We start from the raw sequence: 18,516 nt of genomic DNA, 5'->3' as shown, positions 1-18,516 counted from the left end.
GGATGAAGTATGACACAGGATGGGCAAATCACCATCTAATGGGCCATAATGTGTACAGAGCAGCGAATTGCGATCGCAACGGAGGGAAGCAATGGCAGTCACTCAGCGCGCGAGCGACCGGGCGTACCAGACCCTCCGCGACGAGATCGTCGAGTGGGACCTGCGCCCGGGCAGCGTACTCGGGGAGGTCGAGCAATCCACTCGCCTCGGAGTCTCGCGCACCCCGCTCCGTGAGGCGCTGGCTCGGTTGGTAGCCGATGGGCTCGTGTCGTCCCAGTCCGGTCGCGGCCTCGTCGTCGCCGACCTGTCGCTCGCCAGCATCCGCGAGATCTTCGAGGTGCGCCAGGCGCTCGAGGAGCAGGCGGCGCGCCTCGCGGCTCATCGCGGCGACCCCGCCGTGTTCCAGCAGCTGGAGCGGGAGTTCGCGGCCGTCAACGAGCTGCTCGAACACGACGACCCGGCCCGCCACTCCTATTACGGCCTCGTGGGGCGACTCGACGACGCCATCGATGATGCGGTCGACAACTCCTACCTCACGGCGGCGCTTGCGACCCTCCGAACCCACCTCGTGCGGGTGAGACGTCTCGCCGTCGACGACCCGGCACGGTTGTCCGCCGCCGCCGCCGAGCACCTGCTCATAGTGCAGGCGATCGCCGCCCGGGATGCAGAACTGGCCGCCCACGCGACGCAGGTGCACCTCCACCAGGCCCTCCGAAACATCCAGAAGATGACCGACCTCCACACCCCTGCGGGCGATCCAAGCCCGGAGCCGAAAGGAAAATTGTGAAACTACATTCCGTCCGCGTGCACCCGAGCTCCGAGAACCTCGCCCGTGAAGACCAGCTGGCCTGGAAGATCGCCGAGGTCGCTGCGGACCCCGTTGCGGTGACGCCCGAGGTCACCGAGATGGTGATCAACAGGCTGATCGACAATGCGGCGGTCGCCACGGCGTCGCTCTCCCGCGGACCGGCAGTCGCCGCCCGGGCCCAGGCCGAGGATCACCCCTACTCCCCGGGATCGACAGTCTTCGGCATCCCCGGTCGCTTCGGGCCGGAATGGGCTGCCTGGGCCAATGGCGTCGCCGTGCGGGAGCTCGACTACCACGACACCTTCCTCGCCGCCGAGTATTCGCACCCCGGTGACAACATCCCCCCGATCCTCGCGGTCGCCCAGCATGTGGGTTGCACCGGAGCCGACCTGGTGCGCGGCATCGCCACCGGGTACGAGATCCAGGTGGACCTCGTCAAGGCGATCAGCCTGCACGCCCACAAGATCGACCATGTCGCCCACCTCGGCCCATCGGCCGCTGCCGGCATCGGTACCATGCTCCACCTCTCGCCGGAGGTGATCTTCCAGTCGATCGGGCAGGCGCTGCACACCACCACCGCCACCCGCCAGTCGCGCAAGGGCGAGATCTCCACCTGGAAGGCCCACGCCCCGGCCTTCGCCGGAAAGATGGCCGTCGAAGCCGTCGACCGTTCCATGCGCGGGCAGACCAGCCCGACCCCGATCTACGAGGGCGAGGACGGCGTGATCGCCTGGCTCCTCGACGGGCCCGATGCCCACTACGAGGTTCCTCTCCCCGAGGCCGGAGAGGCCAAGCGCGGCATCCTTGACACCTATACCAAAGAGCATTCGGCCGAGTACCAGGCGCAAGCCTGGATCGACCTCGCTCGCAAGCTGCACAACGAGTACCCGGCCCTCGGCACCGACTCGATCGCCTCCGTCGTCATCCACACGAGTCACCACACGCACTTCGTGATCGGATCGGGTGCGAACGATCCGCAGAAATACGACCCGACCGCGAGCCGCGAGACCCTCGACCACTCGATCCCATATATCTTCACCGTCGCACTCCAGGACGGGGAATGGCACCACGAGAGGTCGTACGCCCCCGAGCGGGCCGGCCGAGCCGACACCGTCGCACTTTGGAACCGGGTGACGACCACCGAGGATGCCGAGTGGACCCGCCGCTATCACTCCAACGATCCGGCCGAGAAGGCCTTCGGTGGGCGTGTGGTCATCACCCTCGTCGACGGTACGACCATCGTCGACGAGATCGCGGTGGCGGATGCCCACCCGCTCGGCGCCCGGCCGTTCGCTCGCGAGCACTACATCGCGAAATTCCGTGCGCTCGCCGCGGGCATCCTCGACCCCGCGGAGATCGATCGGTTCCTCGAGCTCGTACAACGACTGCCCGAACTCACCGCCGAGGAGCTCGGCGGCCTCACCGTGACTGCGAAACCCGGCCTCCTCCCCGTCGGCCCGAAGGGACTCTTCTGATGCTGTACTCCTCTCTCACCCCGGCCGAGAAACGCTCCACCTTCCGGGCCGCGCTCGGCAGCGGAAAGCTGCAGCTCGTTCCCGGCGCCTTCAACCCGCTGAGCGCGAAGCTCATCCAGGACAAGGGGTTCGACGGGGTCTACATCTCGGGCGCCGTCATCGCCGCCGACCTCGGGCTTCCGGACATCGGGCTCACGACGCTCACCGAGGTCGCGAACCGTGCGAAGCAGATCAGCCGCATGACCGACCTGCCCTCGCTCGTCGATGCGGACACCGGCTTCGGCGAGCCGATGAACGTCGCCCGCACCGTGCAGGAGCTGGAGGATGCCGGCGTCGCGGGCTTGCATATCGAGGACCAGGTCAACCCGAAGCGGTGCGGCCACCTCGACGGCAAGGCAGTGGTGGACTCGGACACGGCGACTAAGCGCATCCGGGCGGCGGTGGATGCTCGCCGCGACCCGAACCTTCTGATCATGGCGCGCACCGACATCCGCGCCATCGACGGACTCGCTGTGGCCATCGATCGAGCCAAGGCGCTGGTGGATGCGGGGGCCGACGCGATTTTTCCGGAGGCCATGAAGGACCTCGCCGAGTTCGAGGCGATCCGCGCGGCCGTCGACGTGCCGATCCTCGCCAACATGACCGAGTTCGGCAAGAGCGAGCTTTTCAGCAACGAGCAGCTCGCGAGCGTCGGCATCAACCTGGTGATCTACCCCGTGAGTCTCCTCCGCCTCGCGATGGGGGCGGCGGAACGCGGTCTCGATACGATCAAGCGAGAAGGTTCGTTGAACTCGGAAGTGCCGAACATGCAGACTCGTGCCCGGCTCTACGAGCTTCTCGATTACGAGGCGTACAACGCCTTCGACACCAGCGTTTTCAACTTCACCCTGAGCTAGGAGCACGCACATGGCCGATCCAGACATCAAAAAGGGCCTCGCGGGAGTCGTCGTCGACTACACCGCGGTCTCCAAGGTCAACCCCGATACCAATTCGCTGCTGTATCGCGGGTATCCCGTGCAGGAGCTCGCCGCCGGGTGCTCTTTCGAGGAGGTGGCTTACCTGCTCTGGCACGGAGAGCTCCCGGATGAGCACCAGCTCGCCGACTTCGAGACCCTCGAGCGCTCGCTCCGGTCCCTCGACGACAATGTGAAACGCGTGATCGACGACCTGCCGCTCACCGCTCATCCGATGGATGTGGTGCGCACGGCCGTGAGCGTGATCGGTGCCAACGATCCGGATGCCGCCGACGCGAGCCCCGAGTCGAACCTCACCAAGTCCGTGGCGCTGCTCGCCAAGCTGCCGGCGATCGTGTCCTACGACCAGCGCCGTCGTCGCGGCCAGGAGCTGATCGAGCCGCGCGACGACCTCGGCTATTCGGCGAACTTCCTGCACATGACCTTCGGCGACGTGCCGGAGCTTGTCGTCGTCAACGCCTTCGACGTGTCGATGATCCTCTACGCCGAGCACTCCTTCAACGCCTCCACCTTCACCGCCCGGGTGATCACCTCGACCCTCGCCGACCTCTACTCGGCCGTCGTCGGTGCGATCGGCGCGCTCAAGGGTCCGCTCCACGGGGGAGCGAACGAGGCCGTCATGCACGTCTTCGACGAGATCGGCACCGCCGACAAGGCGCAGGGCTGGCTCGACACCGCTCTCGCCGAGAAGCGCAAGATCATGGGCTTCGGGCACCGGGTCTACAAGAACGGGGACTCCCGGGTGCCGACGATGAAGGCCGCACTCGACACCCTCATCGTGGAATACGACGCCAAGCCGCTCTCGGATCTCTACGACACCCTCGAGGCAGCGATGGGGGCGGCGAAGAACATCAAGCCGAACCTCGACTACCCCTCCGGTCCGGCCTACAGCCTCATCGGCTACGACACCGAGATGTTCACCCCGCTGTTCGTGGCGAGCCGGATCACCGGCTGGACCGCCCACATCATGGAGCAGCTGGCCTCGAACGCGCTCATCCGCCCCCTCAGCCTCTATAACGGCCCGGAGGAGCGCCACGTGCCGGCGTCGGAGAAGAATTAGGGGGCTCCACGGTGCGTCGCCCCTCTGTCTACTTCTGGCTGAACCTCGGCTTCGTCGTCGTGCTCGTCGGCCTGGTGCTGGGGGCGGCCGCGCAGCCGTGGTTCTTCGTCGTCGCGGTCGCCTGGGCGGTGCTGGGATTCATCGTCACCGCACGCAATCGGCGCAACCGGCCCGGACCGCCGAACCTCTTCGACGACGAGCCCCGTTAGCGACGGTTCGTCAGCGGCGGCTCAGTTGACCGCGCCGGTCCACTTCTCCCCGGCACCGAAGCCGGGTGCGTCCGGCATCGGGGATGCCTCGCGGAATGCCAGCTGCACGGATCGCAGGCCGTCCCGCAGTGCACGCGCGTGCTGGTCCCCGAGATCGGGGGCACTCGCGGTGATGAGGCCGGCGAGGGCGTTGATGAGTTTGCGCGCCTCGTCGAGGTCGAGCTGGGTCTCCGGGTCATCCGCGAGCCCGCACTTGACCGCCGCGGCGCTGAGAAGGTGCACGGCCACGGTGTTGATCACCTCGATGGCGGGGACGTCCGCGATGTCTCGCGCCGCTTCGTTCTCGTGGCTGTGTCCGGGTTCTGAATGATCCTGCTGGTTCATCGGGCGTTTCCTCTGTTACACTGAACGCTGGCTCCGGCCCCGTCAGGGTGCCCGGAACGAAAGTGGAGATTCTCCCACCCGCGCTTGACCGCTTGGCGATGTGTTTGTTCGACATCGCTGATGACGAGGTTACCGGGTTGTTGCGGTCCGCCTGTGCTCCCTCGAGGAGCGGAGGTAGTTCAGGTCGCAGTGCCAGGAATCCGAAGAATCTCGGAAACCTGAGCGCGTGAATTTCTTCAGTCGTCGTGAGTCCGGCACATCGCCGAACACACAGGCCAACACGACCGACTAAGGAGTTACGCATCAGCGATCCCCGTACCAATGACCGAATCCGCGTGCCGGAGGTCCGACTTGTTGGCCCCAACGGCGAGCAGGTCGGTGTAGTGCGCATTGAAGACGCCATTCGTCTTGCCCAGGAGGCAGACCTGGATTTGGTTGAGGTTGCTCCCAATTCCAAGCCTCCCGTTGCCAAGATCATGGACTTCGGCAAGTTCAAGTACGAAACAGCGCAGAAGGCGAAAGAAGCCAAGCGCAACCAGTCGAACACCATCCTCAAAGAGGTGCGTTTCAGGCTCAAGATCGACGTCCACGACTACGAGACCAAGCGCAAGCGCGCCGAAGGATTCCTGCAGGGCGGCGACAAGGTCAAGGCCATGATCCTGTTCCGTGGCCGCGAACAGTCGCGCCCTGAGCAGGGTGTACGCCTCCTCCAGCGCTTCGCCGAAGACGTGTCAGAGTTCGGAAGCGTCGAGTCGACGCCGATGATCGACGGCCGCAACATGGTCATGGTGATCGGCCCCCTCAAGACCAAGGCCGAGGTCAAGGCCGAGCACGACGCCAAGATCGCGAAGTCCAAGCCGGAGCGCACCGAGCGCCCGGCCAGCGCGGAGCTTCCGGCACTGCCGCCCGAGCTGGTCAAGGCCGCGACGGATGCCGCAGCCAACCCGGCTCCGGCAGCGGCGGCTCCCGTCGAGGCGCCCACGGCGAGCGCGGTCGAGACGAAGGCCGCTCCGGCTGCTAAGGCAGCGGTGCCCGCTACAGCCCCCGTGCCCGCTACAGCCTCCGTTCCCGCTACGGCCCCCGCGCCCGCTACAGCCCCCGCCGCGAAGGCAGCGCCCGTGGCATCCGATCCCGTTGCTGCTCCGGCCGCACCCGCACCCGCCGCCGCGCCAGCCCCTGCGGCGAAGGCCGCTCCGGCACCGCGGGCGACGCCCACCCCGGCTGCCGCATCCAAGCCGACGCCGGCGACGGCGTCCAAGCCGGTCCCGCGACCGGCTCCCACCCCCGGAAACGCGCCGAAGCCGCGCGCCGTTCCGCCCAAGACTGCACCAGCAGATGTGACGTCGGACTAGTTCCGGCGAGTGCACGACTAAGGAGAGATATGCCCAAGCAGAAGACGCACTCCGGCACCAAGAAGCGATTCAAGGTCACCGGCAGCGGAAAGATCATGAAGCAGCAGGCTGGCATGCGCCACAACCTGGTAACCAAGTCGGGCCAGCGCAAGCGTCGCCTCAACCAGGACCAGGTCATCGCCCCGGCGAACGTCAAGGCCATCAAGAAGCTTCTCGGCATCTAACGTCGAGCCCCAGAACTAAAGGAAAACGGAAATGGCAAGAGTAAAGAGGGCCGTCAACGCCCACAAGAAGCGTCGGGTAATCCTCGAGCGCGCCAAGGGTTACCGCGGCCAGCGTTCGCGTCTGTACCGCAAGGCCAAGGAGCAGGTCACTCACTCCCTCGTTTACGCGTATCGTGACCGCCGCGCCCGCAAGGGTGACTTCCGTCGCCTGTGGATCCAGCGCATCAACGCGGCTTCCCGTGCGAACGGCCTCACCTACAACCGCCTCATCCAGGGACTGAACCTGGCCGGAGTGGGAGTCGACCGCCGCATCCTTGCCGATCTCGCCGTCACCGAGCCCGCCACGTTCGCGGCTCTCGTCGCCACCGCGAAGGCCGCTCTCCCGGCCGACACGTCGGCCCCGAAGGTGCTTGCGTAACCTGTAGTCCGTGTCACGAAGGGCCCGACCGCCGCTGGGTGGTCGGGCCCTTCGTCATTCTGCTCGCCGCCGCGACATATACGCGCCGCGGAATCCGACGTCCACGGGGAATTCGGCTCGGCCGAATAGACTGGCGGCGTGTTAGACAATCCGCGTTCGCCCCGAGTCAGAGGCGTTGCCAAACTGGCCAAGCGTGAGGGGCGTGCCTCTGGCGGGCAGTTCCTGCTCGAGGGCCCTCAGGCCGTCGCGGAGGCCCTGGCCTTCCGCCCGGAGTTGGTCGTCGAACTCTTTGCGACCCCCACGGCATTCGACCGTTACACCGATATCGCACAGGGCGCGTCGGACGCGGGGATCGATGTGGAATTCGTCACCGAACAGGTGCTCGACACCATGGCCGACACCGTCACTCCCCAGGGCATCATCGCGGTCTGCCGCCAGTTCCCCACCTCGCTCAAAGACATCTTGGCGTCTGAGCCGAAGCTGATCGCCATCCTCGAAGAGGTGCGCGACCCGGGCAACGCCGGCACGATAATCCGGGCCGCGGATGCCGCGGGAGCGGATGCCGTGATCCTCACCGGTCGCAGCGTCGACCTCTACAATCCCAAGGTCGTGCGCGCCTCGACGGGCTCGATCTTCCACCTGCCGGTCGCGGTCGGGGTCGAACTCGAGGCCGTGCTGCTGAAGGTGCAGCAGGCGGGACTCTCCGTGCTCGCCGCGGATATCAAGGGGGAAGACCTGCTGTCGGCCCGTGTGGACGGCGTCCTCGCCAAGCCGACGGCCTGGCTCTTCGGCAACGAGGCTCGTGGTCTCTCGGATGAGCATCTCGCGCTGGCGGACCGCGCGATCACCGTACCGATCTATGGCCACGCCGAGTCGATGAACCTCGCGACAGCTGCCTCGGTCTGCCTGTACGAAAGCGCATTTGCGCAGCGAATGCGGGTCTCGCCTTAGCCACGGCCGATGCCTCGGCGCGTTGGCATTAAGCTTGGGACCCGTGTCAGACCCCACCACGCCGCCACCCCCGTCGATCTCCGAAGCCACAGTCGGTGCCGCACTCGACGCGGCTCTCGCCGCCATCACGGAGGCCAGGGATGTCGCGGAACTCAAGCAGGTCAAGACCGAGCACCTCGGTGAGGCCTCCCCGCTCGCCAAGCTCAACGCGACGCTGCGGGATGTCGCCCCGGCCGACAAGGCCGCCTTCGGCAAGCTCGTCGGCCAGGCCCGCGGTCGCGCCAACCAGGCCTTCGCCGCCCGCGAGTCCGAACTGTTCGCCGCCGAGGAGACCGCTCGCCTCGCCGAGGAGGCGGTGGATGTCACGGCCGTGGCCTCCCGCTGGACCCCGGGCGCGCGCCATCCGCTCAACCTGCTGCAGGAGTACATCGCCGATGTCTTCGTCGGCATGGGCTGGGAGGTGGCCGAGGGGCCGGAGCTCGAGAACGAGTGGTTCAACTTCGACGCGCTCAACTTCGACGAGGATCACCCTGCTCGCGCCATGCAGGACACCTTCTTCATCGAGCCGGTCGACTCGCACCTCGTGCTGCGCACCCAGACCAGCCCCGTGCAGATCCGCTCGCTGCTCACCCGCGAGCTCCCGGTCTACGTGATCTCGCCCGGCAAGGTCTTCCGCACCGACGAACTCGACGCCACCCACACCCCCGTGTTCCACCAGGTGGAGGGCATCGCCATCGACCGCGGCCTCACCATGGCACACCTGCGCGGCACGCTCGAGCACTTCGCCCGCATCATGTTCGGCGACGAGGCGAAGATCCGCCTTCGCCCCAACTACTTCCCCTTCACCGAGCCGAGCGCCGAGATGGACGTCTGGCAGCCGAATGCAAAGGGCGGCGCGCGCTGGGTGGAGTGGGGCGGATGCGGCATGGTGAATCGCAACGTGCTGCGCGCCGCGGGAATCGATCCCGACGAGTACCAGGGCTTCGCCTTCGGCATGGGCATCGAGCGCACCCTGCAGTTCCGCAACGATCTCAATGACATGCGCGACATGGTCGAGGGCGACATCCGCTTCTCCCAGCAGTTCGGAATGGTGGTCTGATGCGGGTCCCGATCTCCTGGCTCCGCGAGTTCGTCGACGTGCCGCTCGACGTCACCCCCGAGCAGGTTCATGCCGCTCTCGTGAGCGTCGGCTTCGAGGAGGAGGCCATCCACGGCTTCGGTCTCAGCGGACCGATCGTCATCGGCCGCGTGCTCGAGTTCACCCCCGAACCGCAGTCCAACGGCAAGACGATCAACTGGTGCCAGGTGGATGTCGGCGAGGCCGAGCCTCGCGGAATCGTCTGCGGCGCCCACAACTTCGTCACCGGCGACAAGGTGGTCGTCGCGCTGCCCGGAGCCGTCCTGCCTGGCCCGTTCCCCATCGCGGCGCGCAAGACCTACGGACATGTCTCCGACGGCATGATCGCCTCGGCCCGCGAGCTCGGACTCGGCGAGGAACACGACGGCATCCTGCGTCTCGCCTCCCTCGGCCTCGATCCCGAAGTGGGAGCGGACGCGACCGCTCTGCTCGGCCTCGACGACTGGGCCGTCGAGATCAACGTCACCCCCGACCGCGGCTACGCCTTCTCCATCCGCGGTGTCGCCCGCGAATACGCGCACGCCACAGGTGCCGCCTTCCGCGACCCCGCCGCCGCTGATCGAGTAGCGAGCGACGAAGGAGCCCGCGTGGCTCCCCTGAGTAGCTCGCTCAGCGACCGTGTCGAAGGGTCGAGACCCTCACCCGTCATCGACGACCGCGAACCGATCCGCGGCCGCGTCGGAGCCTCTGTCTTCGTCACCCGCACGGTGCGCGCCATCGATGCCGGTCGCCCCACCCCGCCGTGGATGATCGCCAGGCTCGCTCTCGCCGGCATCCGCTCGATCTCGCTTGTGGTCGACATCACCAACTACGTGATGCTCGAACTCGGCCAGCCGATCCACGGCTACGACCTCGATGCTCTCAGCGGCGGAATCGTGGTGCGCCGTGCGCAGCCGGGTGAGAAGCTCGAGACCCTCGACGGGCAGGTTCGCACGCTGAATCCCCAGGACCTCCTGATCACCGACGACTCTGGGCCCATCGGGCTCGCCGGGGTCATGGGTGGAGCGTCCACCGAGATCGGTGCGACCACCGAGAACGTGCTGGTGGAGGCGGCCAACTTCGATCCCGTCTCGATCGCTCGCACCGCGCGCCGGCACAAGCTGCCGAGCGAGGCCTCCCGTCGGTTCGAGCGCGGCGTCGACCCCGAGGTGTCGGATGCGGCGGCGGCCCGCGTCGTCGAACTGCTCGTGCAGCTGGCCGACGGGCACGCCGACTCCGAGGGCACGCGCCTGTTCGCTGCCGCCCCGCGCGAGCCGATCGTGCTGCCGGACGGCTACATCACGGGCCTGGTCGGCGCCGACTACTCGGATGTCGAGATCCTGCGTTCGCTCACGGACATCGGCGGATCGATCGAACCGATCGATCACGCGCTCTCGGTCACGCCGCCGAGCTGGCGCCCGGACCTCACCGACAAGGCGACGCTGGCCGAGGAGGTGGCCCGCATCGTGGGCTACGACCGCATCCCCGCGGTGCTCCCGACGGCTCCGCCCGGGCGCGGCCTCACGCGCACACAGCGTCTTCGCCGATCTGCGGCGCAGCTCCTCGCGTCCGCGGGCCTCACCGAGGTACTGTCGTACCCGTTCGTGTCACAGCGCGCTAACGACACCTTCGGTTCCTCCGTAGCGGGCGCGGTTCCGGCCATCCGTCTGGTCAATCCACTCGATGGTGAAGCGCCCTTCCTTCGCACCTCGCTGCTCCCGGGCCTCATCGAGATCGCGCGCCGCAACCTCTCCCGCGGGCTCGTCGATCTCGCTCTGTACGAGATCGGCTCCGTGTTCCGACCGGAGCCCGGCGCGCGTTATGGCAGCGGGGACCTGCCATCGGGCATCATCCGCCCGACGAGTTCCGAGCTCGCCGACCTGCTCGGCAGCATCCCGCCCCAGCCCCTCCGCGTCGCCGCGCTGTTCACCGGAGCTGCCGTGTCGAAGCAGCCCGGCCAGCCCGCGGTACAGCACGGCATCGCGGCTGCCCTCGACGCGGCACGCCAGGTCGGTCACGCGGTCGCCGCCGACATCACCGTGCGCCAGGGATCCCACCACTCCTTCCATCCGGGCCGCACCGCGGAGCTGTTCTTCGGCGATCGCAGCGTCGGGTTCGCCGGTGAGCTGTTGCCGGCCCTCGCCGCGGAGCTCGACCTCCCACGCGTGACGGCAGTGCTCGAGCTGGAGCTCGGCCTTCTCATCGAGCTCGCCGCCACCGAGGTGTCACCGGGCGCGATCGCGGCCTACCCCGCGGCCACTCAGGATCTGTCGCTCGTGCTCGGGGCCGAGGTTCCGGCCGGCGAGGTGCTGTCGTCGATCGTCGACGGCGCCGGGCCGCTCCTCGAGGTCGCGCACCTCGTGGACGACTACCGCGGCCCGGGCATCCCGGAGGGCTCGAAGTCGCTCACTTTCGCGCTGCGTTTCCGGGCGGCCGACCGTACGCTCACGGCGGGGGAGGCCACCGAAGCGAAGCTCGCCGGCGCCGCCGTCGCCGCCTTTCGTTTCGGAGCGAGCGTCCGCGAGTAGGCGTCGAGGGGCACGGGGCTCTCCGTCGCTTGGGCCCTCCTCGGGCCCCAGCCCGACGGCGGATCCGCGTCCCGCATGTTCGAAATGCAGGACAACCTGTGACGGGTGGGGCTGGTGGGCCCCATCTGTCACTTGCGTCACAGGTTGTCCTGCATTTCGAACGAAACGGCGGCCTGCTTGGGCCCAAAGATGGCCCCGCGACCGATCCCCACCCACAGCGGATGCTGCGCGAGCATCCGCGAGTAGCGAGCGCCGTGCGGATGTCCGCTAGGCTCGACGGGTGGACATCCTTCGCATCACCGGCTCGACCGAGCGCCGCACCTCCGTGCGCCGTGGTCTCCGCGTGCGCTCGGACCGTCGCGGACAGCGACTGCAGGCGACGCTCTCCGTCTGATCGACCGCCGAATCCGGCATCATGATCCGACACCAGCGCCGCCGCACCAGGCCCCGTCGATCCACTCTCAATAAGGTGTAACCATGTCCTATTCCGTTGCCGTGGCCGGTGCCAGCGGCTATGCGGGCGGGGAGCTGCTTCGGCTGCTGTCCCAGCATCCCGAGTTCCGGGTGGTCACGGTGACCGCCTTCCAAAACGCGGGCCAGGCGCTGTCCGAGGCCCAGCCCCACCTCCGTTCTTACGGCTCACTCACGCTGCAGCCGACAACCGCCGACGTGCTGTCCGGCCACGACCTCGTCTTCCTCGCCCTTCCCCACGGCAGGTCGGGGGAGCTCACCGCCCATCTCGGCGACGACAGTCTCCTCGTCGATTGCGGCGCCGATCACCGCCTCGCGGATGCCGCGGACTGGGCCGCGTTCTACGGCGGCGACCACTTCGGCGCTTGGGCCTACGGTGTTCCCGAGCTTCCGGTGGGCACCGGACGACAGCGGGACCTCTTGGTCGGGGCCACCCGGATCGCCGCCCCCGGCTGCAACGCGAGCACCGTCTCACTTGCTCTCGCGCCGGGCATCGCGGCCGGCGTCATCGAGGAGCGCGACCTCGTCGCCGTACTCGCGGTCGGTCCCTCGGGAGCCGGCAAGAGCCTCAAGGTCGAGAATCTGGCCAGCGAGATCCTCGGGTCGGCCAATCCCTACGCGGTCGGCGGCACCCACCGTCACATCCCGGAGATCCAGCAGTCGCTGCGAGCCGCGGGGGCCACTTCCCCCACCATCTCGTTCACCCCGGTGATCGTGCCGATGGCGCGCGGCATCCTCGCCACCTCGACTGCCCGCATCGTGCCCGGCACTTCGGCGTCGGCCATCCGAGCGGCCTGGGAGGCCGCCTACGCCGACGAGCCCTTCGTTCACGTGCTCCCTGAGGGTCGGATGCCGCGCACCGGCGACGTCCTCGGCTCGAACACCGCACTCATCGGCCTCGCCGTCGACGAGGCGGCCGGTCGCGTCGTCACCGTCACCGCTCTCGACAACCTGGTCAAGGGCACCGCAGGGGCCGCCATCCAATCAGCGAACATCGCCCTCGGTCTCGACGAGACCAGCGGCCTTCCGATCGACGGAGTTGCACCATGAGCGTCACCTACCCCAAGGGCTTCGTAGCGGCCGGAGTCGAATCCGGCCTCAAGGGTAAGGGCGGCAAGGATGTCGCACTCGTTGTCAACCAGGGTCCGAGCCGGGCCGCCGCGGCGGTCTTCACGAGCAACCGGGCGAAGGCCAACCCGGTGATCTGGTCGCAACAGGTGATCGCCGACGGCATCGTCAGTGCCATCGTGCTCAATTCCGGTGGCGCCAACTGCTACACCGGCGCCCGGGGTTTCCAGGTGACGCACGCGACCGCCGAGCACGCGGCATCGCTGCTCGGCGAATCGGCCGGCGACGTGCTGGTGTGCTCCACCGGTCTCATCGGCGATCAACTCGACCTGCACAAGGTGAGCTTCGGAGTCACCGCGGCCCACGCCTTCCTGCGCGACGACGGCGGGCTCGACGCCGCGACTGCGATCATGACCACCGACACCCATCCGAAGCAGGCCGTCGCCCAGCGCGAGGGCTGGTCCATCGGTGGCATGGCAAAGGGTGCCGGCATGCTCGCGCCGGGCCTCGCGACGATGCTCGTCGTCATCACGACAGATGCCGCGCTCGACTCCGGCCAGCTGGATGCGGCCCTCCGGCAGGCGACGCGGGTCACCTTCGATCGCCTCGATTCCGATGGCGCGATGTCCACCAACGACACTGTCGCGTTGCTCGCCTCCGCGGCCTCCGGCATCACGCCGTCGATCGAGGAATTCACGACTGCCCTCACCGAGCTCTGCGAAGACCTGGCCACCCAGTTGCAGCAGGATGCCGAGGGCGCGGCCCACGACATCACGATCGAGGTGATCAATTCGGCCTCCGAAGACGAGGCAGTCGAGGTCGGTCGGGCGGTCGCGCGCAACAACCTGTTCAAGGCCGCCGTCTTCGGCAACGATCCCAACTGGGGCCGGGTGCTCGCCGCGGTCGGCACCACGAAGGCGGCCTTCGATCCCTACGACATCGACGTGTCGATGAACGGCGTGCGCGTCGCCCACAAGGGTGAGCCGGACCAGCCGCGGGAGAGCGTCGACCTCACCGGTCGCGCCATGCACCTGCTGATCGACCTCCATGCCGGCTCGTCCACCGCCACGGTCTGGACAAACGACCTGACCCACGAATACGTGCACGAGAACAGCGCGTACTCGAGCTGATGGGCGCGCACTCGAGGGAAGCATCCGCGAAGGCATCTGCCCTCATCGAATCGCTGCCGTGGCTCCAGCGGTTCCACGGCAAGACCATCGTGGTCAAGTTCGGCGGCAACGCCATGGTCAACGACGAGCTCAAGCACGCCTTCGCGGAAGACATGGTCTTCCTGCGCCAGGTGGGCGTTCGCCCGGTGGTCGTCCACGGCGGCGGGCCCCAGATCTCCGCCGAGCTCGCGGCCCGCGGCATCCCGAGCGAATTCCGCGGTGGGCTGCGCGTCACCTCCGCCGATGCCATCTCGGTGGTCCGCGAGGTGCTCACCACCCGGGTCGGGCCGGAGATCGCGGCCCTCATCGACTCGCACGGCATCGAGGCGCAGGCGCTCTCGGGAGAGACCGACGGACTGTTCGCCGGAACCCGGCGCGGCACCATCGTCGACGGCGAAGAGGTCGACCTCGGTCTGGTGGGCGATGTAACGGCGGTGGACCCGGCAGTTGTCTTCGCCATCCTCGATGCCGGCCAGATTCCGGTCATCTCGTCGATCGCACCGGATGCCGCCAGGCACGGGCAGTCCCTCAACGTCAATGCCGATTCGGCCGCCGCATCCCTCGCCATCGCCCTCGAGGCCGAGAAGCTGGTGATCCTCACCGATGTGGCCGGTCTGTATCGCGACTGGCCGGATCGCGAATCGCTCATCTCCACGATCGATGCGACGGAGTTGCGCGCGCTGCTGCCCTCACTCGAATCGGGCATGATCCCCAAGATGACGGCCTGTCTCGACGCCGTCGACGGGGGAGTCCCCAAAGCCGCGATCATCGATGGTCGCGTGCTGCACTCGATCCTGCTCGAGGCGTTCACCGCCGAGGGGATCGGCACCGAAGTGGTTTCCGGAAAGGACCTGTGATGAACACCGACGACTGGCGTGCACGCTTCGGCGACGCGATGATGGGTTCTCTCGCCCCACCCCTCGCGATGCTCGAACGCGGCGAGGGCGCTCATGTGTGGGATGTCGACGGCAACCGCTACCTCGACTTCCTCGCCGGTATCGCCGTCAACGCGCTCGGCCACGCGCATCCGGTGCTCGTGGATGCCGTGAGCCGCCAGGTCGCGACTCTCGCGCACGTCTCCAACTACTTCGCCTCCCCACCCCAGCTCGAGCTCGCCGAACGCCTTCGACGCATCACGGGAGCAGGAGACACCGGCCGCGTGTTCTTCGCGAACTCGGGAGCCGAGGCGATTGAAGCCGCCATCAAGCTGGCGCGGCTCAATCGTGGCGATGGCCGTCGCACACGCATCCTGTCTCTCATCAACTCGTTCCACGGACGCACCATGGGCTCGCTCTCGCTCACGGGCAAGACCGCGCTGCGCGAGGCCTTCGAGCCGCTGCTGCCCGGAGTCGAGCACATCGACACGACGATCGCCGCCCTCGAAGCGGCGATGGACGATACGGTCGCGGCCATCTTCATCGAACCGATCAAGGGGGAGGCCGGCGTCGTCGACCTCCCAGAGGGCTTCCTTCGGCGCGCCCGCGATCTCGCCACGGAGCACGGTGCCTTGCTGATCCTCGACGAGATCCAGACCGGTATCGGCCGCACGGGTACCTGGTTCGCCTTCCAGCAGACCGACGTGCTACCAGACGCCCTCGCCCTCGCGAAGGGCATCGCCGGCGGCGTGCCGATCGGGGCCCTCGTCACCTTCGGGGCGGCATCCGACCTCTTCCAACCCGGCCAGCACGGCAGCACCTTCGGCGGCAATCCGCTCGCCACGGCGGCGGGCAACGCCGTGCTCGGTGAGATCGAGCGTGCCGGGCTGATCGAGAACGCCTCGGCCATCGGCGCGAAGCTGCGGGCCATCGTGGAGGGAATCGACTCTCCTCTGATCACCGAGGTGCGGGGTCAGGGTGCGCTCGTCGGGCTCGGACTGTCGCAGCCCGTCGCCGCCGCGCTGTCGGCCGCAGCCTTCGCGAATGGTCTCATCATCAACGCCCCGAACGATTCGAGCATCCGAATCGCGCCGCCGCTCATCATCGGTGATGCGGAACTCGAGGAGTTCCGGGAGAAGTTCACGCTCGCGCTCCGTGCACTCGGACCCGGGGCCCTCAGATTGGACGCGAAATGACCCGACACTTCCTGCGCGACGACGACCTCAGCCAGGCCGAGCAGACCGCGATCCTCGACCTCGCGGTCGAGCTCAAGAAGGATCGGTTCGGTACCCGTCCGCTCGCCGGCCCGCAGACCGTCGCGGTGATCTTCGACAAGTCGTCGACGCGCACCCGGGTCTCCTTCGCGGTGGGGATCGCCGAGCTCGGGGGCATCCCCCTCATCATCTCGACGGCCAACAGCCAGCTCGGGGGCAAGGAGACCGCCGCCGACACCGCGCGGGTGCTCGAGCGCCAGGTCGCGGCGATCGTCTGGCGCACCTTCGCACAGTCCGGGCTGGAGGAGATGGCGCTCGGCACGACCGTGCCGGTGATCAACGGGCTGTCCGACGACTTCCACCCCTGCCAGTTGCTTGCGGACCTGCTCACGATCCGCGAACATCGTGGGGCGCTCGCGGGCCTCACTGTCACCTTCCTCGGCGATGGGGCGAGCAACATGGCGCAGTCCTACCTTCTCGCCGGCGCCACGGCCGGGATGCACGTACGTGTCGCCTCCCCGCTCGACTACGCCCCCACCGACCAGGTGGTTGCAGCGGCGGATGTCGCGGCGGCGAAGACCGGCGGCTCGGTCACGCTGTACACCGATCCGATCGAGGCGGTCGCGGGAGCGGATGTCGTCGTCACGGACACCTGGGTCTCGATGGGCAAGGAGGAGGAGAAAGCAGAGCGCCTCACCACCCTCGGCTCGTACCGGGTCGACACCGATCTCATGGCACTGGCGAAGCCGGATGCGCTCTTCCTGCACTGCCTTCCCGCGGATCGCGGCTACGAGGTCACCGCGGAGGTGATCGACGGCCCGCAGAGCGTGGTCTGGGATGAGGCCGAGAACCGCCTGCACGCGCAGAAGGCCCTGATGGCCTGGCTGCTGCAGCAGTAGCACCCTCTGGTCGAGTAGCTCGCGCCAGCGAGCGTGTCGAGACCCGCCACCGAACAAACACTGCACCGATAAACTGCGTACGAAAAACAAGGAGCACCACACATGGCAGAACGCGTTGTCCTCGCCTATTCCGGCGGCCTCGACACCTCGGTGGGTATCGGCTGGCTCAAGGATGCCACCGGCAAGGAGGTCGTGGCCCTCGCCGTCGACGTCGGGCAGGGCGGCGAAGACATGGAGGACATCCGCCAGCGTGCGCTCGACTGCGGCGCTGTCGAGGCGATCGTCGTCGATGCGAAGGACGAGTTCGCCGACGACTTCCTCATGCCGGCGCTCAAGGCCAACGCGCTGTATCAGAAGCGCTATCCACTGGTCTCGGCGCTCAGTCGCCCGGTGATCGCGAAGCACCTCGCCATCGTCGCCAAGCAGCTCGGCGCAGACAGCGTCGCCCACGGTTGCACCGGCAAGGGTAACGACCAGGTGCGTTTCGAAGCCGCGGTCGCCGCTCTCGCGCCCGAGCTGACGAGCATCGCGCCGGTGCGTGACCTCGCACTCACCCGCGACAAGGCCATCATCTACGCCAACGAACACAATCTGCCGATCCGCCAGAGTGCCGCCAGCCCGTATTCGATCGACAAGAACGTCTGGGGTCGCGCGGTCGAGACCGGCTTCCTCGAAGACCCGTGGAACGCCCCGATCGAAGAGCTCTACGAGTACACGATGGATCCGACCGTGGCGAAGGACGCGGACGAGGTCACGATCACCTTCGCCTCCGGCATCCCCGTAGCGCTCGACGGTGTGTCCTACAGCGCACTGCAGATGATCGAGAAGCTCAACGAACTCGCGGGAAAGCACGGCGTCGGTCGAATCGATGTCGTCGAGGACCGCCTGGTCGGCATCAAGAGCCGCGAGGTCTACGAGGCGCCCGCTGCGATGGCCCTCATCGAAGCCCACGAAGCCCTCGAGAGCCTGACCCTCGAGCGCGACCTCGGCCGCTACAAGCGCGGTGTCGAGGCGGAGTGGTCCAACCTCGTCTACGACGGCCTGTGGTTCTCCAGCCTGAAGCGCTCGCTCGACGTGTTCATCGATGACACCCAGCGGTACGTGAGTGGTGACATCCGCCTGAAACTGCAGGGCGGTCGTGCCACTGTCACGGGACAGCGCAGCGAGCAGAGCCTCTATGACTTCAACCTCGCGACCTATGACACTGGCGATACCTTCGACCAGTCTCTCTCCAAGGGCTTCATCGAGATCTGGTCGCTGCCGAGCAAGATCTCGGCGCGCCGCGAGCTCTCGAGCAATCGCGACCTCTCCGGAAAGTAA

18 protein-coding genes are annotated in these 18,516 nt (G+C 67.5%); 17 read left to right on the top strand and 1 reads right to left on the bottom strand.

Annotated features, from left to right (window positions below; translation table 11 throughout):
• Positions 1–91: 91 nt before the first annotated feature.
• From ACVXZ4_RS14975 to ACVXZ4_RS14955, 5 genes are read left to right on the top strand one after another with little or no spacing between them, the layout of a single operon-like run.
• Complete coding sequence (locus tag ACVXZ4_RS14975) at positions 92–787, top strand: GntR family transcriptional regulator (RefSeq protein ID WP_461795609.1); 696 nt, start codon at positions 92–94, stop codon at positions 785–787.
• Complete coding sequence (locus ACVXZ4_RS14970; RefSeq protein ID WP_461795608.1) at positions 784–2,283, top strand: MmgE/PrpD family protein; 1,500 nt, start codon at positions 784–786, stop codon at positions 2,281–2,283. Before ACVXZ4_RS14975 ends, ACVXZ4_RS14970 begins: the two co-directional genes overlap by 4 nt.
• Positions 2,283–3,179: a methylisocitrate lyase gene (gene prpB, locus ACVXZ4_RS14965; RefSeq protein WP_461795607.1), complete on the top strand. Its 897-nt coding sequence runs from the start codon at positions 2,283–2,285 to the stop codon at positions 3,177–3,179. The genes ACVXZ4_RS14970 and prpB overlap by 1 nt, the downstream gene beginning before the upstream one ends.
• A 10-nt stretch (positions 3,180–3,189) precedes the next feature.
• Positions 3,190–4,317, top strand: a complete 1,128-nt coding sequence (locus tag ACVXZ4_RS14960; RefSeq protein ID WP_461795606.1) for a bifunctional 2-methylcitrate synthase/citrate synthase — start codon at positions 3,190–3,192, stop codon at positions 4,315–4,317.
• 11 nt (positions 4,318–4,328) lie between these two features.
• Positions 4,329–4,526 (top strand): hypothetical protein, encoded by a 198-nt coding sequence (locus ACVXZ4_RS14955; protein WP_461795605.1) that lies wholly within the window; start codon positions 4,329–4,331, stop codon positions 4,524–4,526.
• Positions 4,527–4,547: 21 nt separating this feature from the next.
• Here ACVXZ4_RS14955 and ACVXZ4_RS14950 read toward each other — a convergent pair whose 3' ends face one another.
• Positions 4,548–4,910, bottom strand: a complete 363-nt coding sequence (locus ACVXZ4_RS14950; RefSeq protein WP_461795604.1) for a DUF1844 domain-containing protein — start codon at positions 4,908–4,910, stop codon at positions 4,548–4,550.
• 245 nt (positions 4,911–5,155) lie between these two features.
• On the opposite strand from ACVXZ4_RS14950, the gene infC reads away from it, so the two are divergent.
• The 12 genes from infC (at position 5,156) to ACVXZ4_RS14890 (ending at position 18,516) form a co-directional block, all read left to right on the top strand.
• Positions 5,156–6,262 (top strand): translation initiation factor IF-3, encoded by a 1,107-nt coding sequence (gene infC / locus ACVXZ4_RS14945; protein ID WP_461795603.1) that lies wholly within the window; start codon positions 5,156–5,158, stop codon positions 6,260–6,262.
• 29 nt (positions 6,263–6,291) lie between these two features.
• A complete protein-coding gene (gene rpmI / locus ACVXZ4_RS14940; RefSeq protein ID WP_185201499.1) occupies positions 6,292–6,486 on the top strand; it encodes a 50S ribosomal protein L35 in 195 nt (64 codons plus the stop codon).
• Positions 6,487–6,517: 31 nt separating this feature from the next.
• Complete coding sequence (gene rplT / locus ACVXZ4_RS14935) at positions 6,518–6,904, top strand: 50S ribosomal protein L20 (protein WP_185201498.1); 387 nt, start codon at positions 6,518–6,520, stop codon at positions 6,902–6,904.
• 138 nt (positions 6,905–7,042) lie between these two features.
• Positions 7,043–7,855, top strand: coding sequence for a TrmH family RNA methyltransferase (locus ACVXZ4_RS14930; protein ID WP_461795602.1), 813 nt, complete (start codon positions 7,043–7,045; stop codon positions 7,853–7,855).
• A gap of 43 nt (positions 7,856–7,898) precedes the next feature.
• Positions 7,899–8,954 carry a phenylalanine--tRNA ligase subunit alpha gene (pheS, locus tag ACVXZ4_RS14925; protein ID WP_461795601.1) on the top strand — a complete coding sequence of 352 codons (1,056 nt, stop codon included), beginning with the start codon at positions 7,899–7,901 and terminating at the stop codon, positions 8,952–8,954.
• Entirely contained in the window at positions 8,954–11,500 is a 2,547-nt protein-coding gene (pheT, locus tag ACVXZ4_RS14920) for a phenylalanine--tRNA ligase subunit beta (protein WP_461795600.1), read from the top strand. The genes pheS and pheT overlap by 1 nt, the downstream gene beginning before the upstream one ends.
• Before the next feature lie 477 nt (positions 11,501–11,977).
• Positions 11,978–13,021: an N-acetyl-gamma-glutamyl-phosphate reductase gene (gene argC / locus ACVXZ4_RS14915; RefSeq protein ID WP_461795599.1), complete on the top strand. Its 1,044-nt coding sequence runs from the start codon at positions 11,978–11,980 to the stop codon at positions 13,019–13,021.
• Positions 13,018–14,169 (top strand): bifunctional glutamate N-acetyltransferase/amino-acid acetyltransferase ArgJ, encoded by a 1,152-nt coding sequence (argJ, locus tag ACVXZ4_RS14910; protein WP_461795598.1) that lies wholly within the window; start codon positions 13,018–13,020, stop codon positions 14,167–14,169. Before argC ends, argJ begins: the two co-directional genes overlap by 4 nt.
• Positions 14,169–15,065 carry an acetylglutamate kinase gene (argB, locus tag ACVXZ4_RS14905; protein ID WP_461795597.1) on the top strand — a complete coding sequence of 299 codons (897 nt, stop codon included), beginning with the start codon at positions 14,169–14,171 and terminating at the stop codon, positions 15,063–15,065. Before argJ ends, argB begins: the two co-directional genes overlap by 1 nt.
• The gene (locus ACVXZ4_RS14900) at positions 15,065–16,279 is read left to right on the top strand and encodes an acetylornithine transaminase (protein WP_461795596.1); all 1,215 of its coding nucleotides are present in this window, start codon (positions 15,065–15,067) and stop codon (positions 16,277–16,279) included. Before argB ends, ACVXZ4_RS14900 begins: the two co-directional genes overlap by 1 nt.
• Positions 16,276–17,196 (top strand): ornithine carbamoyltransferase, encoded by a 921-nt coding sequence (gene argF, locus ACVXZ4_RS14895; RefSeq protein ID WP_461795595.1) that lies wholly within the window; start codon positions 16,276–16,278, stop codon positions 17,194–17,196. Before ACVXZ4_RS14900 ends, argF begins: the two co-directional genes overlap by 4 nt.
• 102 nt (positions 17,197–17,298) lie before the next feature.
• The gene (locus ACVXZ4_RS14890; protein WP_461795594.1) at positions 17,299–18,516 is read left to right on the top strand and encodes an argininosuccinate synthase; all 1,218 of its coding nucleotides are present in this window, start codon (positions 17,299–17,301) and stop codon (positions 18,514–18,516) included.

The sequence above is a fragment of the Lacisediminihabitans sp. FW035 genome (genome assembly GCF_054880895.1).
This window is presented reverse-complemented; position numbering and strand designations above follow the sequence as displayed.

Coding starts and splice junctions, on each gene's coding strand:
- ACVXZ4_RS14975 (WP_461795609.1), top strand. CDS start 92: ATGGCAGTCACTCAGCGCGCGAGCGACCGGGCGTACCAGACCCTCCGC.
- prpB (WP_461795607.1), top strand. CDS start 2,283: ATGCTGTACTCCTCTCTCACCCCGGCCGAGAAACGCTCCACCTTCCGG.
- ACVXZ4_RS14960 (WP_461795606.1), top strand. CDS start 3,190: ATGGCCGATCCAGACATCAAAAAGGGCCTCGCGGGAGTCGTCGTCGAC.
- ACVXZ4_RS14950 (WP_461795604.1), bottom strand. CDS start 4,910: ATGAACCAGCAGGATCATTCAGAACCCGGACACAGCCACGAGAACGAA.
- rpmI (WP_185201499.1), top strand. CDS start 6,292: ATGCCCAAGCAGAAGACGCACTCCGGCACCAAGAAGCGATTCAAGGTC.
- rplT (WP_185201498.1), top strand. CDS start 6,518: ATGGCAAGAGTAAAGAGGGCCGTCAACGCCCACAAGAAGCGTCGGGTA.
- pheT (WP_461795600.1), top strand. CDS start 8,954: ATGCGGGTCCCGATCTCCTGGCTCCGCGAGTTCGTCGACGTGCCGCTC.
- argC (WP_461795599.1), top strand. CDS start 11,978: ATGTCCTATTCCGTTGCCGTGGCCGGTGCCAGCGGCTATGCGGGCGGG.
- argJ (WP_461795598.1), top strand. CDS start 13,018: ATGAGCGTCACCTACCCCAAGGGCTTCGTAGCGGCCGGAGTCGAATCC.
- argB (WP_461795597.1), top strand. CDS start 14,169: ATGGGCGCGCACTCGAGGGAAGCATCCGCGAAGGCATCTGCCCTCATC.
- ACVXZ4_RS14900 (WP_461795596.1), top strand. CDS start 15,065: ATGAACACCGACGACTGGCGTGCACGCTTCGGCGACGCGATGATGGGT.
- argF (WP_461795595.1), top strand. CDS start 16,276: ATGACCCGACACTTCCTGCGCGACGACGACCTCAGCCAGGCCGAGCAG.
- ACVXZ4_RS14890 (WP_461795594.1), top strand. CDS start 17,299: ATGGCAGAACGCGTTGTCCTCGCCTATTCCGGCGGCCTCGACACCTCG.